The sequence below is a fragment of the Carnobacterium sp. CP1 genome, from assembly GCF_001483965.1.
GTDB lineage: Bacteria > Bacillota > Bacilli > Lactobacillales > Carnobacteriaceae > Carnobacterium_A > Carnobacterium_A antarcticum.
On record NZ_CP010796.1, the window covers coordinates 1331935 to 1354491 of the forward strand.

The window sequence follows — 22557 nt, forward strand, 5'->3', positions numbered from 1 at the left end:
CCGGCAATTTTTTGAAGTTGCTTAAGGAGGAGTCTTTAAATGATCGAAGTTTCTGCGCCTGGAAAGTTATATATTGCAGGTGAGTATGCGGTTGTTGAACCTGGTCACCCTGCCATTTTGGTAGCTATTGATCAGTTCATCACCGTATCATTAGAAAAAACAGAAAATGTTGGCAGTATCACTTCTTTTCAGTATGGTAATTTACCTGTTTTATGGAGAAGACAAAATGATTTATTGGTATTAGATAAACGGGAGAACCCTTTTCACTATATTTTAGCGGCTATCAATGTGACAGAAAGTTACGCCAAAGAACTCGGCAAAGAACTGTCTTTTTACAGCTTAATGGTCGACAGTGAGTTGGACAGTTCTAATGGCCGCAAGTACGGTTTAGGTTCCAGTGCTGCTGTAACTGTTGCGACTGTACAAGCTCTTTGTCAGTATTATGACTTAGGGGCTAATAATGAAACGATTTTCAAACTAGCAGCACTGGCTCATCTTTCCGTAAAAAGCAATGGCTCTTGTGGCGATGTTGCTGCAAGCGTTTATGGAGGCTGGTTGGCATTCACGACTTTTGATCGTGAATGGGTGTTGAAACAGCAAGAACAAAACCAAAGTGTCAAAACGCTGATCGAACGAGAATGGCCTCATCTCTCGATTACACCTTTAACGCCTCCTTTAGATTTGCGTTTGGTAATCGGCTGGACAGGCTCACCGGCTTCAACGTCTCATTTGGTTGATGAAGTAACCAACCAGCGCAGCCGCGACAAACAAGCGTACGAAGTATTTTTAAAAGAAAGCGCGCTGTGTGTCAATCGGATGATTGAAGCTTTTCAAGCAGGCGATATTAAAGCCATTCAAACACAAATTAGAAAAAATCGTGAATTATTAGTTCAAATGAGCAAAGACACTGGCGTCACCATTGAGACTCCATCTTTGACCCAATTGTGCGAGGTAGCTGAAACATACAATGGTGCAGCTAAATCCTCGGGTGCAGGCGGCGGCGATTGCGGAATTGTTTTATTCGACCGTAAAGAAGGGCTGCTCTCTTTAATGACCGCTTGGGAAGAAAAAGACATTACCAATTTGCCGCTCCATGTTTACACAAAGGCTGAAAAGTAGTGTCTGAATCATCATATTTTAGATAGAAGGAGTGACGTTAATGGAGCCGAAAAACAATCGAAAAAATGAGCATGTTTCTTTGGGAATGAAGTTTTTTCAAAAGGATCAGCAGACAGATTTTGATGCTTTACGTTATGTTCATCATTCTTTTCCTGAGTTAGCGGTTGAAGAAGTGGACCTCTCTACTTCATTTGCAACCTTTCAATTGAAATACCCTTTTTACATTAACGCCATGACTGGCGGCAGCGATTGGACGAAAAAAATCAACCAAAAATTAGCGATCGTTGCACGCGAAACCGGAATCGCCATGGCTTCTGGTTCTGTCAGTGCTGCTCTAAAAGATCCGACTGTACTGGACAGCTTTCAAATTATTCGTGAAGTTAACCCTACTGGACTAGTTTTTGCTAATTTAGGAGCCGGTCAAACCGTAGAAAATGCAAAAAAAGCCATCGACTTATTAAAAGCCGACGCTTTACAAATCCATATCAATGCTCCGCAAGAATTGATCATGCCTGAAGGAGATCGGGACTTTTCGAATTGGCTGCCGCAATTGGCAGAAATAGTGGCCGCTGTCGAAGTTCCTGTCATTGCTAAAGAAGTAGGTTTTGGCATGAGCCGTGAAACCATTGCTCAATTGCGCGCTGCTAAAGTAGCTACTATTGATATCAGCGGCCAAGGCGGAACGAATTTTGCTCAAATTGAAAATTACCGCCGTAAAACAAATAAACTGGATTACTTGGAAAACTGGGGACAATCCACCGTTATTTCGTTATTGGAAGCTCAATCTCACTTGGAAAGCGTTGAAATACTAGCTTCCGGCGGAATACGCCACCCTCTGGATATCGTAAAAGCTCTCTCTTTAGGAGCAAAAGCGGTTGGCATTTCTGGTCTACTCTTGCATATGATCATTAAAGATGGCGTTGATGAAACGATCGTTCAAGTTAATCATTGGAAAGATGAATTAAGAACCATTATGACGCTGCTAGGCAAAAAAACAATTGCTGAACTGCAGCAAACGGATCTTATTTTAACCGGTGAAGTAAAAGATTGGTGTCAAGCACGCGAAATCACTTATAAAAATTTTGCGACCCGTTCAACTCTTCCCAAAAAATAATACTGAATTGAATAATGACTAACTCTCTTTTTTGATGTTTGTTTCAACAAGCACACAACAAAATGGGGAGTTTTTTGTCTTTGTTTACTAAAGCTACCCCGTATACTCAATTGAATTAAAAATGATTCAGATAGCAACAAAAAAAGCTTGAAACATTCCCAGTTTGAAAAGGAAGGTGTTTCAAGCTTTTTTAGGTTCAGAAGCCTTTAAGTGGTTAATTCTTCAAACAATGTTTTCTTGTCTTTTTCTTCTCTCGGCTTTAACATACTCCATTTCAACTCAGTATCTTGAAAACCTAAACGGTGATACAGTCTGCCTGCGCTAGCATCGCTATAAAACAAGCAAGCTTTTTTACCTTTTTGCTGACAATGCTGCACAAGCGAAGCGATGATGGCTGAAGCATACCCATTGCCTCGTTCTGATTCAATCGTTCCTATATCAATGATCATTCCAGCTTCGGCTGTTTCTACGGCCAAACGTCCAGCAGAAAGAATTTCTCCATTATCGTTTTTGATTACGTGAATCAAAATTGTGTCTGCATTCATTGCTTCTAATAAAGGCAGCTCTTGCTCGGTTGTTTTCCCAAAACATTCCTGTTGAAACGTTAAGTAAGCAGGTATACCAATTTTTTTCAGTGGTTCTACTAAATCAATATTTTTGGGACTTTCCAGTAAATCTTGACATAAAGCTATTGTGGTTTCTGTCAATTCTAATTCAGGTAAAAATTCAGCATACTGTTCAATGGTCGAACTTGCACCGCTAACAGCAGTGATTTCATCTAAACTTTGCAGCAAAGGCAGGAACGTTTCAAACCCGTCAAAATTTTCTCCATGAACAGGAATGACATTTTCTTTATATCTTAACAAAATCCCAGTAATTTGACTGCTGTCATCTGTGTAAGCCCAGACATCTTGATCAAGTGAATCAAATCCATATGTTTCGATGTTTCCAATCACAAATAAATTCATGATGGGGTCAACCGCTAAAAAGTTGAGCAGCAGCTCTCGATGATCTTCAATGCATTTATAAATCAACGCTATCCCTCCTGATGAATCGACTGTTTATTTTTTTATGCTTCCCAAGGAGCTTCATAAGAAATCGCATTGGCAAAGCGTTCGTTAAAATCACGATTGTTGATGCGCTTTTCACGACGTTGCTGGTAACCTTCACAGACTAATCGTTCTTCTTCTGTCGTCGGTTCAATTAAAGGGACGAGTACATTTGGATGCGACTCTGTTTTCATGGATACAAACGTAACGAAACTAGTAGCCGCTAAATAGCGTTCTCCAGTCATCAAGTCTTCTCCCATAATTTTACAAAATACTTCCATTGATGATTTCCCCACTCCGGATACATAACTTTCAATGCAAACCGAATGATTTCCATAAATAGGATGTAAGAAATCAAGAGAGTCCATTGAAGCTGTAACGGTTACACCACGTGAATGACGTGCAGCTGAAATAGATGCTGTATTGTCAATCAAGCTCATTAAATTTCCGCCAAATAAAGTTTGGTGATGGTTTAAATCGGATGGCAAAACGCGATGCGTTTGCACTACCTTTGTCTGAATGCATTTTTTAGTTTCTCGTTTCATTTTTTCAGTCATTCTCTTTCCTCCAACTATTCTTGATACTTGTTCCTTCAGCACCAATTATAGCATGATTTTCTGCTGAAACGAGCAATAAGCCATTTAAGAACAGCAAAGTCAGACTATCTATTTTCTGTACATCAGCATGTTTATTTTTGAACGCGCTCTCTGCTTAAAATAAATACACCATTAATGTAATACTCAAGACTCCCAAAGCCATCGACCACAATAGATTTTTCGTGTAATAAGCAAAAATAAAAACCAATATGGAAGGCAGCAGCTTAACGTTGATCAATGGATTTGAGTTCAATTTCCCTTCCCAGAAAAAAATATCTGAAAAAATCAAAGCTGAAAAAATAGAAACTGGAATAAAAGACATCCATTTCTCTAGTTTTTCAGGAATCGTTCGTTTGCTCAAGACTAACAACGGGATCATGCGCGGCAAATAAGTGACGATGGCCATACCAACAATCAGGAGCCAAGGATTTGAGTTCATTGTGCCCACCCCTTTTCTTTGGTTTTCTTTTTCGTCAAGTAGCTATCTGCAAAATACCCGACAAAAGAAGCTAAAATTGCTGCAATAACGAGAGCAATGTTGTGTTTCAATACAACCATCAAAATAATAGAGACAACTCCTGAAAACAATCCGACAAAAACAACTAGTTTAGAAACCAATTGATTGACTAGCAGATAAATAAACATGGCGATCAAGACGTAATTCATAATGGTCGTATTGATCGCCAATGTGCTGCCAATCCACCCGCCAATAGCTGTACTGATGCTCCAAGTTAAATAAGCCCATAAATTAGCCGCTAATGCTTTCTGAGCTGTCCAGTCATGATTTTGAAATTGATTGTAATTCACGGCATAAGCTTCATCGGCTAACGTATGGCTGAAAAGCAAAATAAAGGGCACCGAACTTTTTTTAACATAGCGCGACATACTAGAACTCATTAATGAATGTCGTAAATTCAAGAAAAAAACCATCGTAATAATAGCTGATGCCGTCACCCCCATCACAACCATCGATGCAGCCATAAATTGGCTTGCACCGGCAAAAACCAATAAACTCATCAGAAAAATAGCCGGAATAGAAAATCCAGCGTCATATAATAGCATGCCACAAGCCATTCCTAAAGGTATGTACCCAATCAGCACAGGATAAATCGATTTAAATCCTGCCTGCCAAACTTGTCTTTCCATCTCCTTGCTCCTCTCGGTTTGTAAACTTTAACAGCAAGTATAGCACAACTCTCATCATTTTTTCATTTTTCTTTTTAAACTTTCTAGTGGATTCTGCCATGTCTCATCTTAGTAACAAGCTTTTAAGTTGTGCTTTTCGGCCGACAGCCGAAAAGATCCGATTGGATTGGATAATGCTAGTTGAGGACCGTAAAAACTCTAAAGTTCTGTACTTAAGGTACGCAAACCCCTTTTGTGGACCATAAAGAGTTTAAGCCTCTGTCCATAAGGTACGCACACTCTCAGTTCTGCTTTGTCTCACCTTAGTTGTTTGGTATACTAAAGCAATAGTAAACCTTTGAAAGTGGGCTAAATATGTTAAAACGAATTGTTTATGGCAGTTTCTTAATGAGTATCGTGTACTTTATCAGTTATTTCTTTTTTTCCGGCTTAAGAAATCTCATTATCCGTGGAGGATTTTGGGCTGTTTTACATGCGACAATGAGTTTTATTTTGATTATCGGTATCTTCAGCATTGTCTTGCTTGTCTTGCGCTATTTATTTGTAGGTCCTGATCAAGACCAAAAAAAATGAACCAACAGATAAAACGAAAGCTCATTTTATCTGTTGGTTCATTTTAATTTTTCCGTTACTCTTTGATGATAGTATGCAGTGTTGCCTCTGGTTCAGCCAATGGCTCAGCCGCCTTTTGATGATAAGCTTGGTAATAAAATAACGAAACAAAAATAGCCCCGCCTACAACATTTCCCAAATAAACAGGAACCACATTAGCAATAAATTGGCTCCATGTAGCGCCACCTTCAAAAATAGCTGCTGGAATGATAAACATATTCGCCACACTATGCTGAAAGCCGATCGCAACAAAAGTCATTACCGGAAACCAGACTCCCATGATTTTCCCCATACTATCTTTAGCTCCATAACATAACCATAAAGACATTCCTACAAACCAGTTAGCTCCAATCCCTGATAGAAAGGCTTCTAATGGATGGGCAGAGATTTTCGCTTGTGCTATTAAAATGGTTTCCTGCAAATACGGCTCAGCACTTGTCAATCCGAGCACATGTCCAAAAACATAAGCAACAGCTACGGCTCCGATCAAATTAGCAGCCGTAATCACTGCCCAATTCTTTAACAGTTCTTTGGTAGTGACTTTTTTATCCCACCAAGCAAGAGAAACGGCCATAATATTGCCGGTAACTAATTCTCCGCCTCCCAATAAAATCAAAATCAGTCCTATCGGAAAAACACACGCTCCAATAAACGTTGCTAAGCTACCCCACTCTTCGATCATAGGTGCTGCTACTCGCACATACCCTAAATAACCCAAAGCAATCAACGCTCCGCCTAAAAAACCGAGAATCCATTTTGCTTGTAGTGTTTTTTTGATTTTTTTTTGGCCGGTTGCGATAACCAGCTCCATTATTTCTTCTGGTGTGTACATTGCTTTTCTCCTCTCTGCTCAACAAGCAGTATAATCACTTCGCTCTTTTTCTTACGGTTTAATTGCTCAACTAATCACATGTAAACGCAAAAAATAAAAAGGCAATCTATCTATTATAGTTAGAATACCTTTTTATTTCATTTTAAGCAATACTTTTTTGAATTTTGATTGTGAATAGTTTAATCAACTATAACTTCGTGAATCAAAGGAATAGGATCTGCCTCTTCTGAAATGGTTAAGCTTTCCCATATTTTTTCTTCTACTTCAGGAATTTCTAGTTGGTTGCTATGAATTGTTAGCAGAGGATCGCCTTTTTTTACAGCGTCTCCTACTTTTTTATGCAAAACCAGGCCAACAGCTAAATCAATCTCGCTATCTTTTGTGGCGCGGCCGGCTCCTAACATCATCGCAGCTACTCCTAGACCGTCGGCAACAATTTGAGACAACTTTCCGTCACGATCAGCCAGAACTTCTGTTTCGTAAGCGGCTTGTGGCAATAATTCAGGATTCTCAATAACTGAAATGTCTCCACCTTGAGAAGCAGCAAAAACTTTGAATTTTTCCAATGCTTTTCCATTCGTCAAATTTTCTTCCAGTAAAGCTCTGGCTTCTGACAAATCACTTCCCACTCCTGCTAAATGAACCATTTGGCTGCCTAGCGTTAAGCATAAATCGACTAAGTCCGCAGGGCCATGGCCATTTAACGTATCAATCGCTTCCTTGATTTCTAGAGCATTTCCAATAGCAAATCCTAATGGTTGGCTCATATCTGAAATAACGGCCATGGTATCACGTCCCACCATTTTACCGATTTTTACCATTGCATGAGCTAATTCACGTGCGTCTTCAGTTGTCTTCATGAATGCTCCCGCGCCAGTTTTAACATCCAACACAATAGCGTCTGCACCTGAAGCGATTTTTTTACTCATGATCGAACTAGCGATCAATGGAATGGAATCGACCGTTCCTGTGACGTCTCGCAAAGCATACAATTTCTTATCGGCTGGGGTTAAATTACCCGATTGCCCCACGACCGCTACTTTATTTTTGTTCACCAATTCAATAAATTTTTCTTCCGTCAACTCCACATGAAAACCAGGAATAGCTTCTAACTTATCAATCGTTCCGCCGGTATGGCCTAACCCTCTCCCGCTCATTTTAGCGATTGGAACTCCTAAGCTGGCCACTAAAGGCGCCAAAACTAAAGTAGTTGTGTCTCCTACGCCGCCTGTAGAATGCTTGTCTACTTTTATGCCGTGGATAGCGGATAAATCAATCGTCTCGCCGGAACGAACGATGCTCATCGTCAAGTCGCTTCGTTCTTGATCGTTCATATCTTTGAAATAGATGGCCATCGCCATCGCACTCATTTGATAATCAGGAATGTCTCCTGCTGTAAACCCTTGTATCATAAAATCAATTTCCTCAGTTGTTAATGCTTCCCCATGTTGTTTTTTAGTAATCAAATCTACTATTCTCATCTTATCTATTCCCTTCTAGTTGCTATTACATTTTTATCTTATCATACAACGAAATGATAACGGTTTCAATGGTTTTGAAAGTTTACCCACCGTAAATCGGCGGGTTGACCTTAACGAGCCGTTATGACTTCGACACTGTCTTTATGCCCAACCAAGATGGTATCGACCTGATCTAAAAAGAGTCCGTGCTCTACCACACCTGTTAAACTATCTAACCAAGCAGCCAGTGTATGAGGGTGTTTGATTTCCCCTAAATGCAAATCAATTATGTAATGACCGCCATCGGTAATGTAGGTTTGGCCTGCTTCATCTAAACGAAGAGTCGGCTGGTACCCTTTTGCTTCAAATAAACGAAATAGCTGTTGGTAACCAAACGTCACGACTTCAATAGGTAATGGGAAAGCACCTAACGTTTCGACCATTTTACTGCTGTCCACGATCCACATGACTTTTTTAGAGTGATCAGCTACCATTTTTTCAAATAAATGAGCACCACCGCCGCCTTTTATGCCTTGGTAATCGCTGCTGATCTCATCTGCTCCGTCAATCGTCAAATCGATTTCTTTCACATCATTTAAATCTTTTAACGGAATGCCCAATGCTTCTGCTTGTTCTTTGGTACGCAATGAAGTCGTTACACCAGTCATCGTCAAACCTTCTTGCACTCTCCGACCCAGTGCTTCAACTAAATAATAAGCTGTTGAACCTGTCCCCAGTCCAACGACCATCCCGTCTTTCACATACTCTGCTGCTTTTTCTCCAACCATTTGTTTGATATTCATGTCTGTTTTCCTCCTAAATTGTTTCAGAAAGTACTAGATTCACATCACATCTTCTTGCTGTCAGGCTGCATACACTAATTCAAATTGTTCACAGACAATCTCCATTGTCGTTGAAAACAGTTGGTTTTTATTTTCACATTGATGTTGAAAATAAGGTTGATAAACCTTACGCCAGTTCGTCAAAGTTCGGTCGCCTTCACCTTCTTCGTAAGCTATCTCATCCGTCACTTCATCAAACGGCATGATGGAAACTTTCAATGTTTGAACTACACCAATCGCTTGTTGATTGCCGTCTAAAATAATGGAATAATCACCTTTTTGCGGCACTGGTCGATCATTATCTTCGTATTCTGACAATAACGTCGTCCTAGCCGTTTTCAAACCTTCTAACACCAATGCAGCTGCTTCATTTGCAGTGCTTTCGTTATCCCCGAATGACAATAATTCATAATGACTTGGCAAATTAGGGATTTGCAGGTTGAAATTCTCCCATAATTCTTTTGCTGATTCGTTTATCATTGCTCCACCCTTACTTTTCTCGATACTGTGAAACAGGCAAATTAAGTTCATTTCGTAAATTTTTTTCTGTCTCATGCATCGTACTTAGCTACTCATACTAACTAACAATCAAAGAGTATTGTACCATAATCCGTTAAAATTTGTTCGGTTTCAATTTTTTTCTTTGAGTCAGCTGACTTATTATTATTTTGTCATTCATTCAGATTCTAGCACAACTTTTTTAGCAGTAAAAAACACAATCTTCCACTAAAGAAGATTGTGTTAAACTTATCTGTTATTAATTTCGATGCATTTTAAATTCCAAGAAAAAGTCATTATAAATGCCAATGTACTTTCTGCCTAAGTCTTCATAGACTTCCAAATTTTCCATCGTTTTTGAATCTGGATAAAACTGTTCATCTTCTGTGAGTTCATCTGGCAGCAATTCCATTGCGACTTTATTTGGAGTAGAGTACCCTACATACTCAGCATTTTGGGCTGCATTTTCCGGCTCCAACATGAAATTGATAAAGGCATAAGCAGCGTCCAAATTTTCAGCTGTTTTAGGGATCACAAAGTTATCAAACCAAACATTCGAACCTTCGCTTGGGATAACGTAATGCAATCGATCATTTCCATCCAACATTTCTGCAGCTTCACCTGAAAAAGTGACCGCTACAGAACTTTCTTCTTGAATCATATACATCTTTATTTCATCTGCGACGATCGCTTTGACATTAGGAGTCAAACCATCTAATTTTTCAGCTGCTGCTTCTAGCTCTGTTTGATCCTTAGAATTTAACGAATGGCCTAAACTGTTTAAGGATAATCCCATAATTTCACGAGCTCCATCTATCAACATCACATCGTTTTTCAAATCTGGGTTCCATAAATCATCCCAATGCTGAATCGCGTCTTCTGCGATAAATTTATCATTGTAAATAATGCCCAACGTTCCCCAAAAATACGGAATCGAATACTGATTTTCCGGATCAAAGGCTTTATTTAAAAACTGTTCATCTAAGTTTGCCATCCCTGCTATTTTTTCATGATCTAATTTAACCAATAAATCTTCTTTGATCATCCGTTGAATCATGTATTCACTGGGAACAGCCAGATCGTAAGTTGTCCCCCCTTGTTCAATTTTAGTGTACATGGCTTCATTCGAATCAAAAGTCTCATAAGAAACTCGATAGCCTGTTTCTTTTTCAAACTTTGTGATCAACGCTGGGTCGATGTAATCTCCCCAATTGTAGAGACTCAATGTATTATCAGATGTAATGCCTTGCGCTTTATTGAGTTGGCTGACTGAAAAATAAATTCCGCCGCTAACCATTAAAATCAATAATACGAGAGTGATCAAACGTTTCATCGCATAGTCACCGCCTCAGTTTGATGCAATTTTTTATTTTTTTGTTTTTTTGTCACATTGTGTTGTTGGATAAAGTAATACCCAATAACCAATATTAACGAAAAGATAAACATTAACGCACTTAATGCATTGATCTCCAAGCTAACACCTTGGCGTGCCCTCGAATAGATTTCTACTGCTAATGTTGTGAACCCATTGCCTGTTACAAAAAATGTTACCGCAAAGTCATCCAGTGAATACGTAAATGCCATAAAAAATCCTGCTAGGATCCCTGGTGTAATGCTGGGCAAAATCACTTTGCTCAATACTTGCCAATTATTGGCCCCTAGATCACGAGCTGCCATAATCATTGAATCGTTCATTTCTTTTAATTTAGGCAACACCATTAAAACCACAATGGGTATACTAAAAGCAATATGAGCCAGCAATACCGAAGCAAAACCTAGTCCAAAACCAATGAAAGTGAATAAAATCAGAAAGCTGGCTCCGATGATAACATCTGGTGAAACTATCAAGATATTGTTCATACTTAAAAGTGCGTTGCGTGTTTGTCGTTTCTTAGTGTAGTAAATAGCCAATGCTCCAAAAGTTCCAACAATAGTTGCAATCAAAGAAGACAATAAGGCTACCAAGAATGTATTCAAAACAATTGTAATCAACCGAACGTCTTCAAAAACAGCCGTATAGTTATCCCAAGTAAACCCGCTAAACTGATTCATATCCCCGCCCGCATTAAAAGAGTAAAAAATCAAATAAAAAATAGGAGCGTAAAGAACCGCAAAAACCAAGATCAAATAAAGATTGGAGAGTTTAAATTTTTTCTTTTTCATTTATGATTCTCTCCTTTCTTTCGCTTTTCTCCTGTTGCCAACATGATAAGCAACATAGCGACGATCAGCACCACGCCTATCGTCGAACCCATTCCCCAGTCCTGCGTTACTAAAAAGTGCTGTTCAATAGCTGTTCCAAGTGTTATCACGCGATTTCCACCGATTAAACGGGTCAACATAAAGAGCGACAAAGAAGGAATAAAAACAGCTTGTACACCGCTTTTCACACCGCTCAAGGTCAAAGGAAAAATCACACGCCGGAACGTTTCAACATTATTTGCCCCTAAATCACGGCTTGCACTAATATAAGAAGGGTTTAATTCTTCTAGTGCATTAAAAATAGGCAGAATCATAAAAGGAATCTCAATATAAGTAGCTACCAGCAAAAAACTGACATCCGTAAATAAAATTTGTTGCCGGCCAATTCCGATAAATGCCAGAAAATCATTGACTGATCCATTGGCACTAAAAATACCAATAAACGCGTAAGCCTTTAGCAGCAAATTGATCCATGTCGGTAAAATGATCAATAACAACCATAATTGCTTGTGCTTGGTTTTATTCAGCAAGTAGGCTGTTGGGTAACTGATGAGCAGCGTCAAAACAGTGATCAAAAAAGCATACCAAACGGAATTTAACGTCATCGTCAAATAAGTGCTGGACTCAAAGTACGTTTTATAGTTTTCAATTGTAAACTGTCCATCAATGGAAAAAAAAGACTGATAAAAGATCAAGAGTAATGGAGCAATCACAAATAAAACCAGCCAGATGCTGTAAGGTATAAAATAAAGAGCTTTAGATTGTTTAGTCATTTGTTTTGCCTCCTCTTAATCTTCGTCGTAACTCTCAAGACGAGCATCAAATTCTTGTTCTGATTCGCCAAAACGCATCACATGCACATCTTCTGGTTCAAAATAAAGTCCGACTTCACTGCCGACCTCAGCTTTTTTTGTCGAATGGACCATCCATTCGTTGCCATCACGGTCATAACCAATAATTTCATAATGAACCCCTCTAAACAACTGAGTATCAACTTTGATCGTTAGTTTCCCCTGTTCTACAGACGTCAGCACTAAATCTTCAGGACGCAGCACTACTTCTACTTTTTCATTCGGTTTCATTCCGGCATCAACACATTCAAATGTATGCCCAACAAAAGAAACTTGGTAATCTGCCAACATGTGTCCATCAACGATGTTGCTCTCCCCAATAAAATCAGCTACGTAACGATTGATCGGTTCATCATAAATATCGACTGGTGTACCGCTTTGAACGATTTCCCCGTCTTTCATAACAAAGATCTCATCGCTCATTGCCAGAGCTTCTTCTTGGTCATGAGTGACAAAAACGAATGTGATCCCAAGACGCTGCTGCAGCTCTCGCAATTCATACTGCATTTCTGTTCTTAGTTTCAAGTCTAAGGCTGATAATGGTTCATCCAATAACAGAACTTCCGGTTCATTAACCAATGCGCGCGCAATCGCTACCCGTTGTCGCTGCCCACCTGACATCTCACTGATTGCTCGGTCTCCATACCCAGACAACCGCACCATTTTTAAGACTGCCTCAACTTTTTCTTGGATCGCTTTCTTTCCCATTTTTTTAATGCGTAAACCAAAAGCGATATTTTCAAAAACATCCATATGCGGAAATAAAGCATAGTCTTGAAAAACGGTATTTACTTTTCGTTTATTGGCAGGAAGGTCATTGACAACTTTTCCATCCAATGTGATCGTCCCTTCAGTCGCTTCCGCAAAACCCGCAATTAAGCGCAAAATAGTGGTTTTCCCACATCCTGAAGGTCCCAATAAGGTATAAAATTTTCCGCGTTCAATATCAAAATTGATGTTTTTTAAAACAGTTTTATCATCGTATTGTTTTTTTATCTGATCGAATCGAATAATTGCATTCTCTGCCATCTTTTCATGCTCCTTTTTTGGTTCCTATTCATTCTATTCATCATAGAACCGAACCTTTTTAAATTCTAGTATTCTGCTTGTTCCCTTCGGTCAGAGGTAGGAATCCGTCACTACCATCAACAGTAAGCTTTCTCCTTGATGATCGTTGATAATTTTATGTTTTTCAGTTGCATGAAAATAAATCGAGTCGCCTTTAGCTGCAAAATAACGTTTCAAACCGATTTCCACACAAACCCGGCCTTCTTTTACATAAGCAAATGTTTCAGCTAAAGAAGGGCTAAACTCTTTAAATTCGCCTTTTTCAGCCAGCTTTAAAAAAATAGGTTCCATTTCATTTTCATTGGCTTCCGGAATCAGCCATTCAATTTCATAACCTTTATCTGGATCTTCAAATCGAGTCATCTCATTGCTTTGGTAAACGACTCGTTGTTCGATATGCGTCTTATCGAAAAAATCTTTCGGGCTGCAGCCCAATACTTCTAATATATCGAAAAACACTTCCATAGAAGGCATACTGAGATCTCGTTCCAATTGAGAGATATAGCCTTTGCTTAAATTAGTCCGTTCTCCCAATTCTTCTTGAGTAAAGTTCTTTTGAATGCGTAGATTTTTGATGCGTTTGCCAATTTCCATTTTTTTCCTCCTGTGCTCTTTCAACTCTTTGTTTACTTTCAGTAAACAATCACCCACAAAAGTTTAGTCAGAGTAACCATTTAGTTTACTAATACCTTCTATATTATATATTTTTTTATTGTAAAATCAATAAAAAAAAACCGCTAATGGAATAAATCCACTGCGATCTTCTTGTTTTTATTATAACCTAGGTTAATTTAATCTTTTTTGTGAATAACTATAGGACAAAATTCTTTCTCTAAAGGTCTTCACCAATAATTCTCACTTCCGGCACCAATTCAACACCGGTATTTTCTAAAATAACTTTCTGAATATAAGCAATCAGTTCAATGTAATCAGTAGCCGTTGCTTGGGCTATATTGACAATAAAACCTGCATGCTTTTCTGAAATCTGTGCCCCGCCCCAGATTTTACCTTGCAAACCGGCTTCTTGGATCAACTTGCCTGTAAAATAGCCTGTAGGACGCTTGAAGACACTCCCACATGAAGGGTATTCTAGCGGTTGTTTCGACTCTCTCAAAAAGGTCAACTCTTCCATACGCTTTTTGATATCAGCTGGCTTGCCTTTTTCTAAATGAAACTCAACTTCTAAGACGATATCGCGTGTTTCTTGAATAGCACTGTGACGGTAGCTGAATTCCAGGTCTTTATTTTTCAGTGTTTTTATTTCGCCATCCCGTGTTAAAATCGTCACCGTATGGATCACTTCACTGACTTCACCTTCATAAGCCCCAGCGTTCATAAATACAGCGCCGCCGATACTGCCCGGAATCCCACAAGCAAATTCTAACCCTGTCAAACCGGCTTCAAGAGCCGCATAAGAGGTATCGATCAAACGTGCACCACTTTGTACGGTTATCTGATGTCTGTTAACAGTAATGTCATTCATTTCTGTTAAAACCATCACCACACCGTGGATTCCGCCATCTTTAACAATCAAGTTGCTTGCATTTCCCAAAACAGTCAACGGCACTTGCTGCTCGTTGATCCATCTTACCATTGCAGCAACTTCTTCTTTTTCTTTCGGCAATACTAAGATGTCTGCCGGTCCGCCTGTTTCGGTATACGTGTAAAGCGATAATGGTTCATTTGCTTTGATCATTGAATTTGGAAATACTTTTTTCATTTGTTCTATTAACATTATTTAAAGTCCCTCTCGCGGTTAATTTACTATAAAACATTCTAACATGTTCCGCATTCATTTGAATAGCCCTAGCTCTATTTCTTACCTTAAATTTAGTTTTCATCTTTTTTAAAAATCACGTTTAACATTTTCAAGCTTCCTTTTTCTCATTTCCTTCGCTATACTGGTTCTTGCAGGTACGACAGAAATCAAGTTTTTAAAAAAACTGCTTCAATCATGGTTTTCTCAGATCGTTTGCAAATATGATTTAGTGGGGGCCAGCCTTTCATGAACATCTCGATTTTGTATGAAGATAATCACGTACTCGTTGTTGAAAAACCGGTTAACATTCCAGTTCAAGCCGATAGCAGCGGAGACCTTGATTTATTAACGCTTTTAAAACAAGACTTAAAAAAACGGTACAATAAACCGGGTAACGTTTTCCTGGGATTAGTCCATCGGCTAGATAGACCGGTCGGTGGAGCAATGGTATTTGCAAAAACGTCGAAAGCAGCTTCACGGTTATCTGATTTGATGAGACGCCAAGAAATCACTCGTCATTATTTAGCCGTTGTCAGAGGAACACCTATCAAAAAAAAGACGCAGTTAGAACATTACTTGCTTAAAGATACGAAAAAGAACAAAGTGTCAGTTGTTTCGTCTCAGCAAAACAAAGCTAAAAAAGCTGTTTTAGAATACAAAGTATTTGAAAAAAAAAAAAACATGGCTTTACTTGCTGTTAAACTGCACACTGGTCGTCCTCATCAAATTCGCGTACAGCTGTCTTCCGTTGGTCTGCCGTTATACGGCGACCAAAAATACGGTTCACTAGTGAATCAATCAGGACAACAACTAGCTTTATGGGCTCGTTACCTTGAATTTAAACATCCGGTCAAAGACACGGTCATTAAAGTCCATTCTGCTCCACCTGAGCAGCACCCGTGGACCCTTTGGACGGAAACAGCCACCACAATTTAGCGAACCAATAGCAAAACCTTCGCTGCAGAAAAAATGACGGCTTTCCAAGAATTCTTGAAAGCCGTCATTTTTTTACTGTTATTATTTTAATTTATTCAAGTAATCATAGCGTTCAAAAATCTCAGATTCCGCAATGCCTACAATAATATCGGATCCATCAATGATATAATCAGGACCAAAAGAAACATCCAGCCTTTTCTCTGGTTTTCTTCTGATTCCGATCACATTCATTTCATACCGTTTGCGTAAATCTAATTCTTGCAAACTACGTCCTACCCATCTGGCTGGCGGATAAAACTCGATCACTGCAAATTCATCATCTAAATCAACGATATCCGTAATATGGCGTCTTAATAAATTTTTAGCCACTCGCGTTCCCATTTCTTTTTCAGGACGAACGACTTTTGTTGCACCGACAGCGTATAAAACTTCCATAAAAACTTTATTTTTAGCTTTTGCAACAATCGTATTGATTCTCAACTTTTTACAGTTCATTACAGCTAAAACACTCGCTTCTAAACTAGTACCAGTTGCAACAACAACTACATCGCAGTTATCAAACCCGATGTTTTTCAAAAAATCTAAATCGGTAATATCTCCTTGGATAGCTTCTGTTACATACGGTTCAACACGATCCACATTATTAACATCTAAATCAACAGCAAGCACTTCGCAGTCAAAGTCGCTCAATTCTTTAGCAATCGAAGAACCAAATACCCCTAACCCTAATACACCAATTGTTTTAACTGCCATTTCTGCAACTTCTCCTATCCAATTAAAATATTTGTTTTCGCATAGATACGTTCTTTGCCTTTTCGTTTCCGTCTAATGAGACTTAAGAAAATAGTAATTGGACCAATACGTCCAATAAACATCAGCAGCATCAGCGCTGTCTGACTGATCCGCGAAAGTTCCGGCGTCAAATTCACACTAACTCCTACAGTTGCTAAAGCTGAAACAGCTTCAAACAGCAAGTTTAAAAATGGCTGGTCTTCAACAATGAGTAACACACTGACTCCCACCATTAAACACATAAAGAAGCTGGCGACTACCACAATAGCTCTGCGAATCGTTTCTATTGGAATAGTGTGGCGCGCGTAGTTAATGTAACGCTGTCCTTTGATTTCATTATGAATCAATAATAATACTAAAGCAAAAGTGGTCGTTTTAATTCCTCCCGCTGCTCCGCCAGGCGATCCTCCGATAAACATCGTAAAGATAAAAAATAGTAACGAAAAAGGCAGAATACCTGCGTAATCAATAGTTGCAAAGCCCGCTGTTCGCATCGTAACTGTTTGGAAAAAAGAAGCTAACACTTTTTGTCCAACAGTAAAAGTACCAATCGAATTAGGATTATTCCATTCAACTACCATAAACATCATCGTTCCAACCAAAATCAAAATAAGCGACATGTTGATTGCTAGTCTTGTATGAGGTTTTAAAAAACGATAAGTTTTTTTTAGTCCTAGTCTTTTTTTATTTTTTATAATGGAGTGAACATTATGAGTAACATCAAACCAAACAGAAAACCCAATTCCTCCCAGAATGATCAACGAGGCTAATACTAGATTCACTAAAGGATCGTGTACATAATGTTGAAGGCTGATTGCTCCCATATTATCAAACCCTGCATTACAAAACCCTGAAACGGCTAAAAATAAAGATGTAAAAAGACCTTTACCCCAACCGAGTTTGGGAACAAAACGTATTGCCAATAACAACATGCCCGCTCCTTCAATCAGAAAGGTATATTTGATAATTGACCATAAATAAGTTTTAAAATCATCTAGTTGATCTCGGTTAAGTGCTTCTTTAACCGCCATCGTATCTGTATAGCTGATTTTCTTTCCTAATCGCATGACGATTGTCGCTATGATCGTCATTAATCCAAGGCCCCCGGTTTGCATCAAAACAATACAAATTACTTGCCCAAAAACTGTATACGATTCGGCTACAGGAAATGTAAATAACCCTGTTACACATGCCATAGATACTGCGGTAAACAAGTTATCGAAATAAGTCATTTGTGATGTTGCTAAAGTACTGATGGGTAAAGATAATAATAAAGATCCTATAAAAATGACGAATGCAAAACTAAAAGCTATCTTGGTCGATATCGATAGTCTTCTAAACTTATTTAACAGCATTTGAAAAAACCTCTTCCTCTAAATTCCTAGACGCATGAATGTATTATAGACTCAATTTCCGAAAAGTAAAGACCCATCTAAAACTGCTGCTTTAACGAAAAAAGAAGCCTTTACGACTTTCTTTTTCCCGCCTATTTAAGGTTTTTTAATTGGGTATATTTCTGCTTATTTTTAAGAATAAACGGGTGCTATTCGCCGCTGATAATTTGATGACACAATTGATGCGACAAAAGGGTTGATTCAAGCGAAACCGGATTTTCACCAGATTGAACTGCTGCTAAAAATAAACGGATCAAAGGAGCAAATCCTCTTTTCTCAAGGGTCGGTTCCCAATCGCCAAAAGGCTCCACTGTTTGTTTGCCAGCTATATCGCTTTGGTAGTCCGTCAAATTAACGACACGGTGCATGCCGGTCGGTGAATGAACTTCTACAGATTCATGGTTTGCGCCTGACACATAATTCATTGAAGCTACACAAACCGTTGTTGCAGTTGCTAAATGTAAAATACAATTCTTCAATTCTCCGTTTTCTTCCGTCACTTGATAAGAAGTCACTGTAACCGGACCATCTAGTAGATACAAGGCGGTGTCCACAACATGAATAAACATATCATAAACGGCAAATTTCACTGTCCCGCTGCTGTTGGGCTTTGTTTTTTGAACGAAGAGCATATTTTTGTCAGGTACTTCTTTTAATTTTTGGATCATTGGAGCAAAGCGACGATTAAATCCTGCTACAAGCAGCAAGCCCTTTTGTTTGGCTAACGCCATCAATGCCTCTACTTCCTCTAACTCTTCGCTAATGGGTTTGTCTACATAGACGTGGATTCCATTTTCTAACAACTGTCTCACAATTGCTGCATGGGTATGAGTTGCCGTATGCACAAATGCTGCTTCAATTCCGCTTTCCAGCAATGCTTCAATCGAAGGATACAAATGAGAGACGCCATATTGCTGGCCGATCTGACTTAACTTCTCTTGGTCTCGTGTGTATAAATGCCATTCTACTTCATTTTGCATCGCCATAGTGACCGGCAAATATGCCTTTTGTGCGATTCCGCCTAATCCGATAACGCCTACTTTTAACATATGTACTCCCCATTTCTTTAATCTTTCTTTCAGTTTATCAAACACTTCTCTGATTCAGCAACTATCTACTCATAATGTACTATCTTTTTTTATTCGTGTACAATAAGGTTATCAAACATTTTTAAAGGAGCTACTTACTATGAAATTTATCTCTTGGAACGTAAACGGTTTGCGTGCGATTGTAAAAAAAGGTTTTTTAGATATTTTCAATGAGCTGGATGCAGATTTTTTCTGCTTACAAGAGACCAAACTGCAAGAAGGGCAAATTGACTTACAACTTCCGGGTTATTACGATTACTGGAATTATGCTGAAAAAAAAGGGTATTCTGGAACAGCTATTTTTACGAGACATAAACCCCTAGATGTTTTTTACGGCATCGGAAAAAATGAACACGACTCAGAAGGCCGAGTCATTACATTAAGCTACCCTGATTATTATGTCGTAACTTGTTATACCCCTAACTCTCAAAGCGAACTGGCCCGGTTAGATTATCGGATGTCCTGGGAAGAAGATTTTTTAGCTTACTTAAATCAATTGGATAGTGAAAAACCTGTTATTCTCTGTGGTGATTTAAATGTTGCTCATGAGAACATTGATTTAAAGAATTGGAAAACCAATCGTAAAAATGCCGGTTTTTCTGATGAGGAACGCATGAAATTCAAAACCTTATTAAATCATGGATTTATTGATACGTTCCGTTACTTTTATCCAACCCTTGAAGGCGTCTATTCTTGGTGGAGTTACCGATTTAACGCTCGTAAAAATAATGCCGGCTGGCGGATCGATTACTTTTGTGTCTCAGAAAGACTCAAAGACCAGCTTGAAGACGCTAAAATTCACACCGAAATCATGGGGTCTGATCATTGCCCTGTCGAACTAACGTTAAAATAAAAGAATAAAGTGCCTCAATCGTAAATAAGTAAAAAACGGTTGAGGCACTTTTTATTAAATATTTTTATTAATATCCGCCATAGTATAACTTCTAGTATCGTAACGATGACGGCTTCGCGAATATTCGAACGGCCGGCCATCTTTTAGATAAACCACTTGTTCTACTTCTAATACTGGATCATCTGATTTGCAATCGAGGTATTCTTGATCGTATTTAGAAGGCTTATCCGCATGGATTTTCCTAAAAGCTCCGCCAAATTGCAACCCTAATTCTTCATGAATGTAGCGGTAAATAGAGTGCTCCATGATTTCTTCTGTCAGACCCGTGGCCAAGTCCGTCGGCATATGCGTATGCTCCAAGACATAAGGTTTCCCGTCAACGATACGCAATCGAATCAGGTTGTAAACCGGTTGATTTTTTTTGATCATTAAGTGCTCCATGATTTCTTCAGAAGGAAATTCCACATTAAATTGAATGACTTTACTCGTGATTTCATGTCCTTTCAATTGCTTTGTTAATCCATCGTATTCATTTACAACAGCATCTTGTTTGTTTAGCAGCGCTGTTTTCATGACATACGTACCGGACCCGCGCTGACGATAAATCAGTCCCTCCATCGCTAAGATATCCAGTGCTTTTTTCATGGTCATACGACTGACATTGAATTCTTTAGATAAGCTGATTTGATCAGGGATAAGCGACTCTACTGGATAGACGCCTCGCAGAATCCGTTTTCTTATTTCATTGGCTATGGCTTCATACTTCACCATTTTAGCACCTCCTCTGTTTCCAAGAACATCATAACTTACCTGTCTATAAAAGACTAGTCTTTTGCGTGTCTTTTCTACATTATTTTAGCGTTTATTTTGTTTAACTAACAAAAAAAGTAAGCAGCTAGTCCAATTCGACCAGCCGCTTACTTTTTCAATACTGTTATTAAACGTTTTCAGGTTCACCCATATCGACATGTCCTAAATTGGTACGATCGATCAGTTTTAAGAACGGGAACCAAATTACGCCAATAAGTGCCATATCGATGATTTGGAGCAATCCGCCCATAAACGAGCTGGTTGCCATAATTCCGTTGATGATAACAGGTACCGTCCACGGAACCGACACTCCGGTTGGTGTTGGGAAAATATTGGTCGCCATCATAAAGTAGTTGAAGGCGGTCACCACCATTGGTGCTAAAACCCAAGGAATAAAAATCGAAGCGTTTAGTACTAACGGCATACCGAAAATCAACGGTTCATTTACATTAAAGATAGCTGGTCCTAAAGCTAAGCGCCCTACTTCTTTCAATTGTTTGCTCTTCATAATGAAACCCATTAAAAGAACGACTATCAACGTGCTCCCAGAACCACCCATTCCTACTGTATAAATTTCCATGAATGGTTTAGTTACGATATGCGGTAAAGCTTCGCCTGCTTTATAAGCATCTAAATTTTCCAACATTAACGTATTCCAAATGGGGTCCATTACTGAGTTGACAATGATTTGTCCATGTAATCCAAAGAACCATAAGAATTGTACAAAGAAAACGGCAACCAGTGTAGCCGGTAATCCACTGCCTAAACCTGTCAATGGAACTTGAATGACATTATAGACTACATCGTGTAAGTTAGTTGCAAAGAAGCCGACAACGGCTGCATTTACTAATAAAAAGACAGTTAATGTTATAATTGCTGGTAGTAAAGCTGCAAATGATTTTGCTACTGCAGGCGGAACTCCTTCAGGCATTTTAATGACGATGCCTTTTTTAACGATACGTGTGTAAATTTCCGCTGCAATGAAAGCTGCAATCATCCCAATAAACATCCCTTTAGCCCCTAAACGGTCTAAAGTCAATACACCGGTGATGGCTTCGCCACCTTCAGTCACTGCATTGAACGGTGTCAAGATCAGATAAGCAGATAAAGAAACAGCACCACCATAAATGGCTTCTACGTCATAGGACTTGCTTAGATAATACCCAATACCAAAAGTAACAAAAATGGTCATGATCGACATAGTCGCGTTTTGTCCATTACCAAACAACGTTCCTAATGTACCTTTTGTTGCATCGCTGAAAAATGGCAAGTTGTTTAAAACTACTACAATAGATCCAAACATAGTGATCGGGAATGAAAGCATAAATGCATCACGTAAAACTTTCAGATGTCGGTTTTCTCCGAGCTTTCCAGCAATAGGCATTAGTTTTTCGCCCAGTTTATCAATAAACTCATTCATTGATAATACCCTCTTTTCTTTTTATAATTTTATAGAGTCTTTATTCGCTTTCCAACTAAAAAGCGGCCTATTTTTTAGTCAGATATCATCTTGTTGAAATCGATTACAAAAGAATT

General features: G+C 38.8%; 24 protein-coding genes. 5 read left to right on the forward strand and 19 right to left on the reverse strand.

Translation table 11 applies throughout. The features are described 5' to 3' along the window. Window positions 1–39 precede the first annotated feature (39 nt). Entirely contained in the window at window positions 40–1119 is a 1080-nt protein-coding gene (locus NY10_RS06235; protein WP_058919154.1) for a phosphomevalonate kinase, read from the forward strand. Between the two features lie 40 nt (window positions 1120–1159). Further along, entirely contained in the window at window positions 1160–2233 is a 1074-nt protein-coding gene (gene fni / locus NY10_RS06240; protein WP_058919155.1) for a type 2 isopentenyl-diphosphate Delta-isomerase, read from the forward strand. A 206-nt stretch (window positions 2234–2439) separates the two neighbouring features. On the opposite strand, the gene NY10_RS06245 is transcribed toward fni, so the two are convergent. The 4 genes from NY10_RS06245 to NY10_RS06260 all read right to left on the reverse strand — a co-directional run bounded on the left by NY10_RS06245 (window position 2440) and on the right by NY10_RS06260 (window position 5024). Continuing rightward, entirely contained in the window at window positions 2440–3267 is an 828-nt protein-coding gene (locus tag NY10_RS06245) for a GNAT family N-acetyltransferase (RefSeq protein WP_058919156.1), read from the reverse strand. Between the two features lie 35 nt (window positions 3268–3302). Beyond that, complete coding sequence (locus NY10_RS06250) at window positions 3303–3839, reverse strand: acyl-CoA thioesterase (protein ID WP_058919157.1); 537 nt, start codon at window positions 3837–3839, stop codon at window positions 3303–3305. Window positions 3840–3993: 154 nt separating this feature from the next. Continuing rightward, complete coding sequence (locus NY10_RS06255) at window positions 3994–4317, reverse strand: AzlD domain-containing protein (RefSeq protein WP_058919158.1); 324 nt, start codon at window positions 4315–4317, stop codon at window positions 3994–3996. Beyond that, window positions 4314–5024 (reverse strand): AzlC family ABC transporter permease, encoded by a 711-nt coding sequence (locus NY10_RS06260; RefSeq protein WP_058919159.1) that lies wholly within the window; start codon window positions 5022–5024, stop codon window positions 4314–4316. Before NY10_RS06260 ends, NY10_RS06255 begins: the two co-directional genes overlap by 4 nt. 354 nt (window positions 5025–5378) lie before the next feature. Between NY10_RS06260 and NY10_RS06265 the strand changes: the two genes are divergently transcribed. Then, window positions 5379–5597, forward strand: coding sequence for a hypothetical protein (locus tag NY10_RS06265; RefSeq protein WP_058919160.1), 219 nt, complete (start codon window positions 5379–5381; stop codon window positions 5595–5597). Between the two features lie 55 nt (window positions 5598–5652). Here NY10_RS06265 and NY10_RS06270 read toward each other — a convergent pair whose 3' ends face one another. The 10 genes from NY10_RS06270 to murB all read right to left on the reverse strand — a co-directional run bounded on the left by NY10_RS06270 (window position 5653) and on the right by murB (window position 15124). Then, entirely contained in the window at window positions 5653–6468 is an 816-nt protein-coding gene (locus NY10_RS06270) for a formate/nitrite transporter family protein (protein WP_058919161.1), read from the reverse strand. Window positions 6469–6647: 179 nt separating this feature from the next. After that, window positions 6648–7949, reverse strand: a complete 1302-nt coding sequence (locus tag NY10_RS06275; protein WP_058919162.1) for a pyrimidine-nucleoside phosphorylase — start codon at window positions 7947–7949, stop codon at window positions 6648–6650. A gap of 110 nt (window positions 7950–8059) precedes the next feature. Beyond that, window positions 8060–8731 (reverse strand): ribose-5-phosphate isomerase RpiA, encoded by a 672-nt coding sequence (gene rpiA, locus NY10_RS06280; RefSeq protein ID WP_058919163.1) that lies wholly within the window; start codon window positions 8729–8731, stop codon window positions 8060–8062. A gap of 60 nt (window positions 8732–8791) precedes the next feature. Continuing rightward, window positions 8792–9250 carry an ASCH domain-containing protein gene (locus NY10_RS06285; RefSeq protein ID WP_082664201.1) on the reverse strand — a complete coding sequence of 153 codons (459 nt, stop codon included), beginning with the start codon at window positions 9248–9250 and terminating at the stop codon, window positions 8792–8794. A 277-nt stretch (window positions 9251–9527) separates the two neighbouring features. After that, complete coding sequence (locus tag NY10_RS06290; RefSeq protein WP_058919164.1) at window positions 9528–10601, reverse strand: ABC transporter substrate-binding protein; 1074 nt, start codon at window positions 10599–10601, stop codon at window positions 9528–9530. Next, a complete protein-coding gene (locus NY10_RS06295; RefSeq protein WP_058919165.1) occupies window positions 10598–11431 on the reverse strand; it encodes an ABC transporter permease in 834 nt (277 codons plus the stop codon). Before NY10_RS06295 ends, NY10_RS06290 begins: the two co-directional genes overlap by 4 nt. Beyond that, window positions 11428–12243 carry an ABC transporter permease gene (locus tag NY10_RS06300; protein WP_058919166.1) on the reverse strand — a complete coding sequence of 272 codons (816 nt, stop codon included), beginning with the start codon at window positions 12241–12243 and terminating at the stop codon, window positions 11428–11430. The genes NY10_RS06295 and NY10_RS06300 overlap by 4 nt, the downstream gene beginning before the upstream one ends. A gap of 15 nt (window positions 12244–12258) precedes the next feature. Beyond that, window positions 12259–13350, reverse strand: a complete 1092-nt coding sequence (locus tag NY10_RS06305; protein ID WP_058919167.1) for an ABC transporter ATP-binding protein — start codon at window positions 13348–13350, stop codon at window positions 12259–12261. A gap of 90 nt (window positions 13351–13440) precedes the next feature. Then, window positions 13441–13983 carry a helix-turn-helix domain-containing protein gene (locus tag NY10_RS06310; RefSeq protein WP_058919168.1) on the reverse strand — a complete coding sequence of 181 codons (543 nt, stop codon included), beginning with the start codon at window positions 13981–13983 and terminating at the stop codon, window positions 13441–13443. A 238-nt stretch (window positions 13984–14221) separates the two neighbouring features. Continuing rightward, window positions 14222–15124 (reverse strand): UDP-N-acetylmuramate dehydrogenase, encoded by a 903-nt coding sequence (gene murB, locus NY10_RS06315; RefSeq protein WP_058919169.1) that lies wholly within the window; start codon window positions 15122–15124, stop codon window positions 14222–14224. Between the two features lie 270 nt (window positions 15125–15394). On the opposite strand from murB, the gene NY10_RS06320 reads away from it, so the two are divergent. Further along, window positions 15395–16084, forward strand: coding sequence for an RluA family pseudouridine synthase (locus tag NY10_RS06320; RefSeq protein WP_058919170.1), 690 nt, complete (start codon window positions 15395–15397; stop codon window positions 16082–16084). Window positions 16085–16165: 81 nt separating this feature from the next. On the opposite strand, the gene NY10_RS06325 is transcribed toward NY10_RS06320, so the two are convergent. From NY10_RS06325 to NY10_RS06335, 3 genes are all read right to left on the reverse strand, one after another. Continuing rightward, a complete protein-coding gene (locus NY10_RS06325) occupies window positions 16166–16837 on the reverse strand; it encodes a potassium channel family protein (RefSeq protein WP_058919171.1) in 672 nt (223 codons plus the stop codon). Window positions 16838–16851: 14 nt separating this feature from the next. Next, window positions 16852–18231 (reverse strand): TrkH family potassium uptake protein, encoded by a 1380-nt coding sequence (locus tag NY10_RS06330; RefSeq protein WP_058919172.1) that lies wholly within the window; start codon window positions 18229–18231, stop codon window positions 16852–16854. A 188-nt stretch (window positions 18232–18419) separates the two neighbouring features. Then, window positions 18420–19319, reverse strand: a complete 900-nt coding sequence (locus NY10_RS06335; RefSeq protein ID WP_058919173.1) for a Gfo/Idh/MocA family protein — start codon at window positions 19317–19319, stop codon at window positions 18420–18422. 139 nt (window positions 19320–19458) lie between these two features. On the opposite strand from NY10_RS06335, the gene NY10_RS06340 reads away from it, so the two are divergent. Next, complete coding sequence (locus tag NY10_RS06340) at window positions 19459–20211, forward strand: exodeoxyribonuclease III (protein WP_058919174.1); 753 nt, start codon at window positions 19459–19461, stop codon at window positions 20209–20211. A gap of 54 nt (window positions 20212–20265) precedes the next feature. On the opposite strand, the gene NY10_RS06345 is transcribed toward NY10_RS06340, so the two are convergent. Together NY10_RS06345 and celB are read right to left on the reverse strand one after the other, a co-directional pair. Then, window positions 20266–20982, reverse strand: coding sequence for a GntR family transcriptional regulator (locus NY10_RS06345; RefSeq protein WP_058919175.1), 717 nt, complete (start codon window positions 20980–20982; stop codon window positions 20266–20268). Between the two features lie 166 nt (window positions 20983–21148). Then, complete coding sequence (gene celB / locus NY10_RS06350; RefSeq protein ID WP_058919176.1) at window positions 21149–22441, reverse strand: PTS cellobiose transporter subunit IIC; 1293 nt, start codon at window positions 22439–22441, stop codon at window positions 21149–21151. Between the last annotated feature and the right edge of the window lie 116 nt (window positions 22442–22557).

What these genes read in the sequence shown, in the direction of transcription:
- NY10_RS06235 (WP_058919154.1), top strand. Translation starts at nt 40, where the DNA reads ATGATCGAAGTTTCTGCGCCTGGAAAGTTATATATTGCAGGTGAGTAT.
- fni (WP_058919155.1), top strand. Translation starts at nt 1,160, where the DNA reads ATGGAGCCGAAAAACAATCGAAAAAATGAGCATGTTTCTTTGGGAATG.
- NY10_RS06250 (WP_058919157.1), bottom strand. Translation starts at nt 3,839, where the DNA reads ATGACTGAAAAAATGAAACGAGAAACTAAAAAATGCATTCAGACAAAG.
- NY10_RS06255 (WP_058919158.1), bottom strand. Translation starts at nt 4,317, where the DNA reads ATGAACTCAAATCCTTGGCTCCTGATTGTTGGTATGGCCATCGTCACT.
- NY10_RS06260 (WP_058919159.1), bottom strand. Translation starts at nt 5,024, where the DNA reads ATGGAAAGACAAGTTTGGCAGGCAGGATTTAAATCGATTTATCCTGTG.
- NY10_RS06265 (WP_058919160.1), top strand. Translation starts at nt 5,379, where the DNA reads ATGTTAAAACGAATTGTTTATGGCAGTTTCTTAATGAGTATCGTGTAC.
- NY10_RS06270 (WP_058919161.1), bottom strand. Translation starts at nt 6,468, where the DNA reads ATGTACACACCAGAAGAAATAATGGAGCTGGTTATCGCAACCGGCCAA.
- NY10_RS06275 (WP_058919162.1), bottom strand. Translation starts at nt 7,949, where the DNA reads ATGAGAATAGTAGATTTGATTACTAAAAAACAACATGGGGAAGCATTA.
- rpiA (WP_058919163.1), bottom strand. Translation starts at nt 8,731, where the DNA reads ATGAATATCAAACAAATGGTTGGAGAAAAAGCAGCAGAGTATGTGAAA.
- NY10_RS06285 (WP_082664201.1), bottom strand. Translation starts at nt 9,250, where the DNA reads ATGATAAACGAATCAGCAAAAGAATTATGGGAGAATTTCAACCTGCAA.
- NY10_RS06290 (WP_058919164.1), bottom strand. Translation starts at nt 10,601, where the DNA reads ATGAAACGTTTGATCACTCTCGTATTATTGATTTTAATGGTTAGCGGC.
- NY10_RS06295 (WP_058919165.1), bottom strand. Translation starts at nt 11,431, where the DNA reads ATGAAAAAGAAAAAATTTAAACTCTCCAATCTTTATTTGATCTTGGTT.
- NY10_RS06300 (WP_058919166.1), bottom strand. Translation starts at nt 12,243, where the DNA reads ATGACTAAACAATCTAAAGCTCTTTATTTTATACCTTACAGCATCTGG.
- NY10_RS06305 (WP_058919167.1), bottom strand. Translation starts at nt 13,350, where the DNA reads ATGGCAGAGAATGCAATTATTCGATTCGATCAGATAAAAAAACAATAC.
- NY10_RS06310 (WP_058919168.1), bottom strand. Translation starts at nt 13,983, where the DNA reads ATGGAAATTGGCAAACGCATCAAAAATCTACGCATTCAAAAGAACTTT.
- murB (WP_058919169.1), bottom strand. Translation starts at nt 15,124, where the DNA reads ATGTTAATAGAACAAATGAAAAAAGTATTTCCAAATTCAATGATCAAA.
- NY10_RS06320 (WP_058919170.1), top strand. Translation starts at nt 15,395, where the DNA reads ATGAACATCTCGATTTTGTATGAAGATAATCACGTACTCGTTGTTGAA.
- NY10_RS06325 (WP_058919171.1), bottom strand. Translation starts at nt 16,837, where the DNA reads ATGGCAGTTAAAACAATTGGTGTATTAGGGTTAGGGGTATTTGGTTCT.
- NY10_RS06330 (WP_058919172.1), bottom strand. Translation starts at nt 18,231, where the DNA reads ATGCTGTTAAATAAGTTTAGAAGACTATCGATATCGACCAAGATAGCT.
- NY10_RS06335 (WP_058919173.1), bottom strand. Translation starts at nt 19,319, where the DNA reads ATGTTAAAAGTAGGCGTTATCGGATTAGGCGGAATCGCACAAAAGGCA.
- NY10_RS06340 (WP_058919174.1), top strand. Translation starts at nt 19,459, where the DNA reads ATGAAATTTATCTCTTGGAACGTAAACGGTTTGCGTGCGATTGTAAAA.
- NY10_RS06345 (WP_058919175.1), bottom strand. Translation starts at nt 20,982, where the DNA reads ATGGTGAAGTATGAAGCCATAGCCAATGAAATAAGAAAACGGATTCTG.
- celB (WP_058919176.1), bottom strand. Translation starts at nt 22,441, where the DNA reads ATGAATGAGTTTATTGATAAACTGGGCGAAAAACTAATGCCTATTGCT.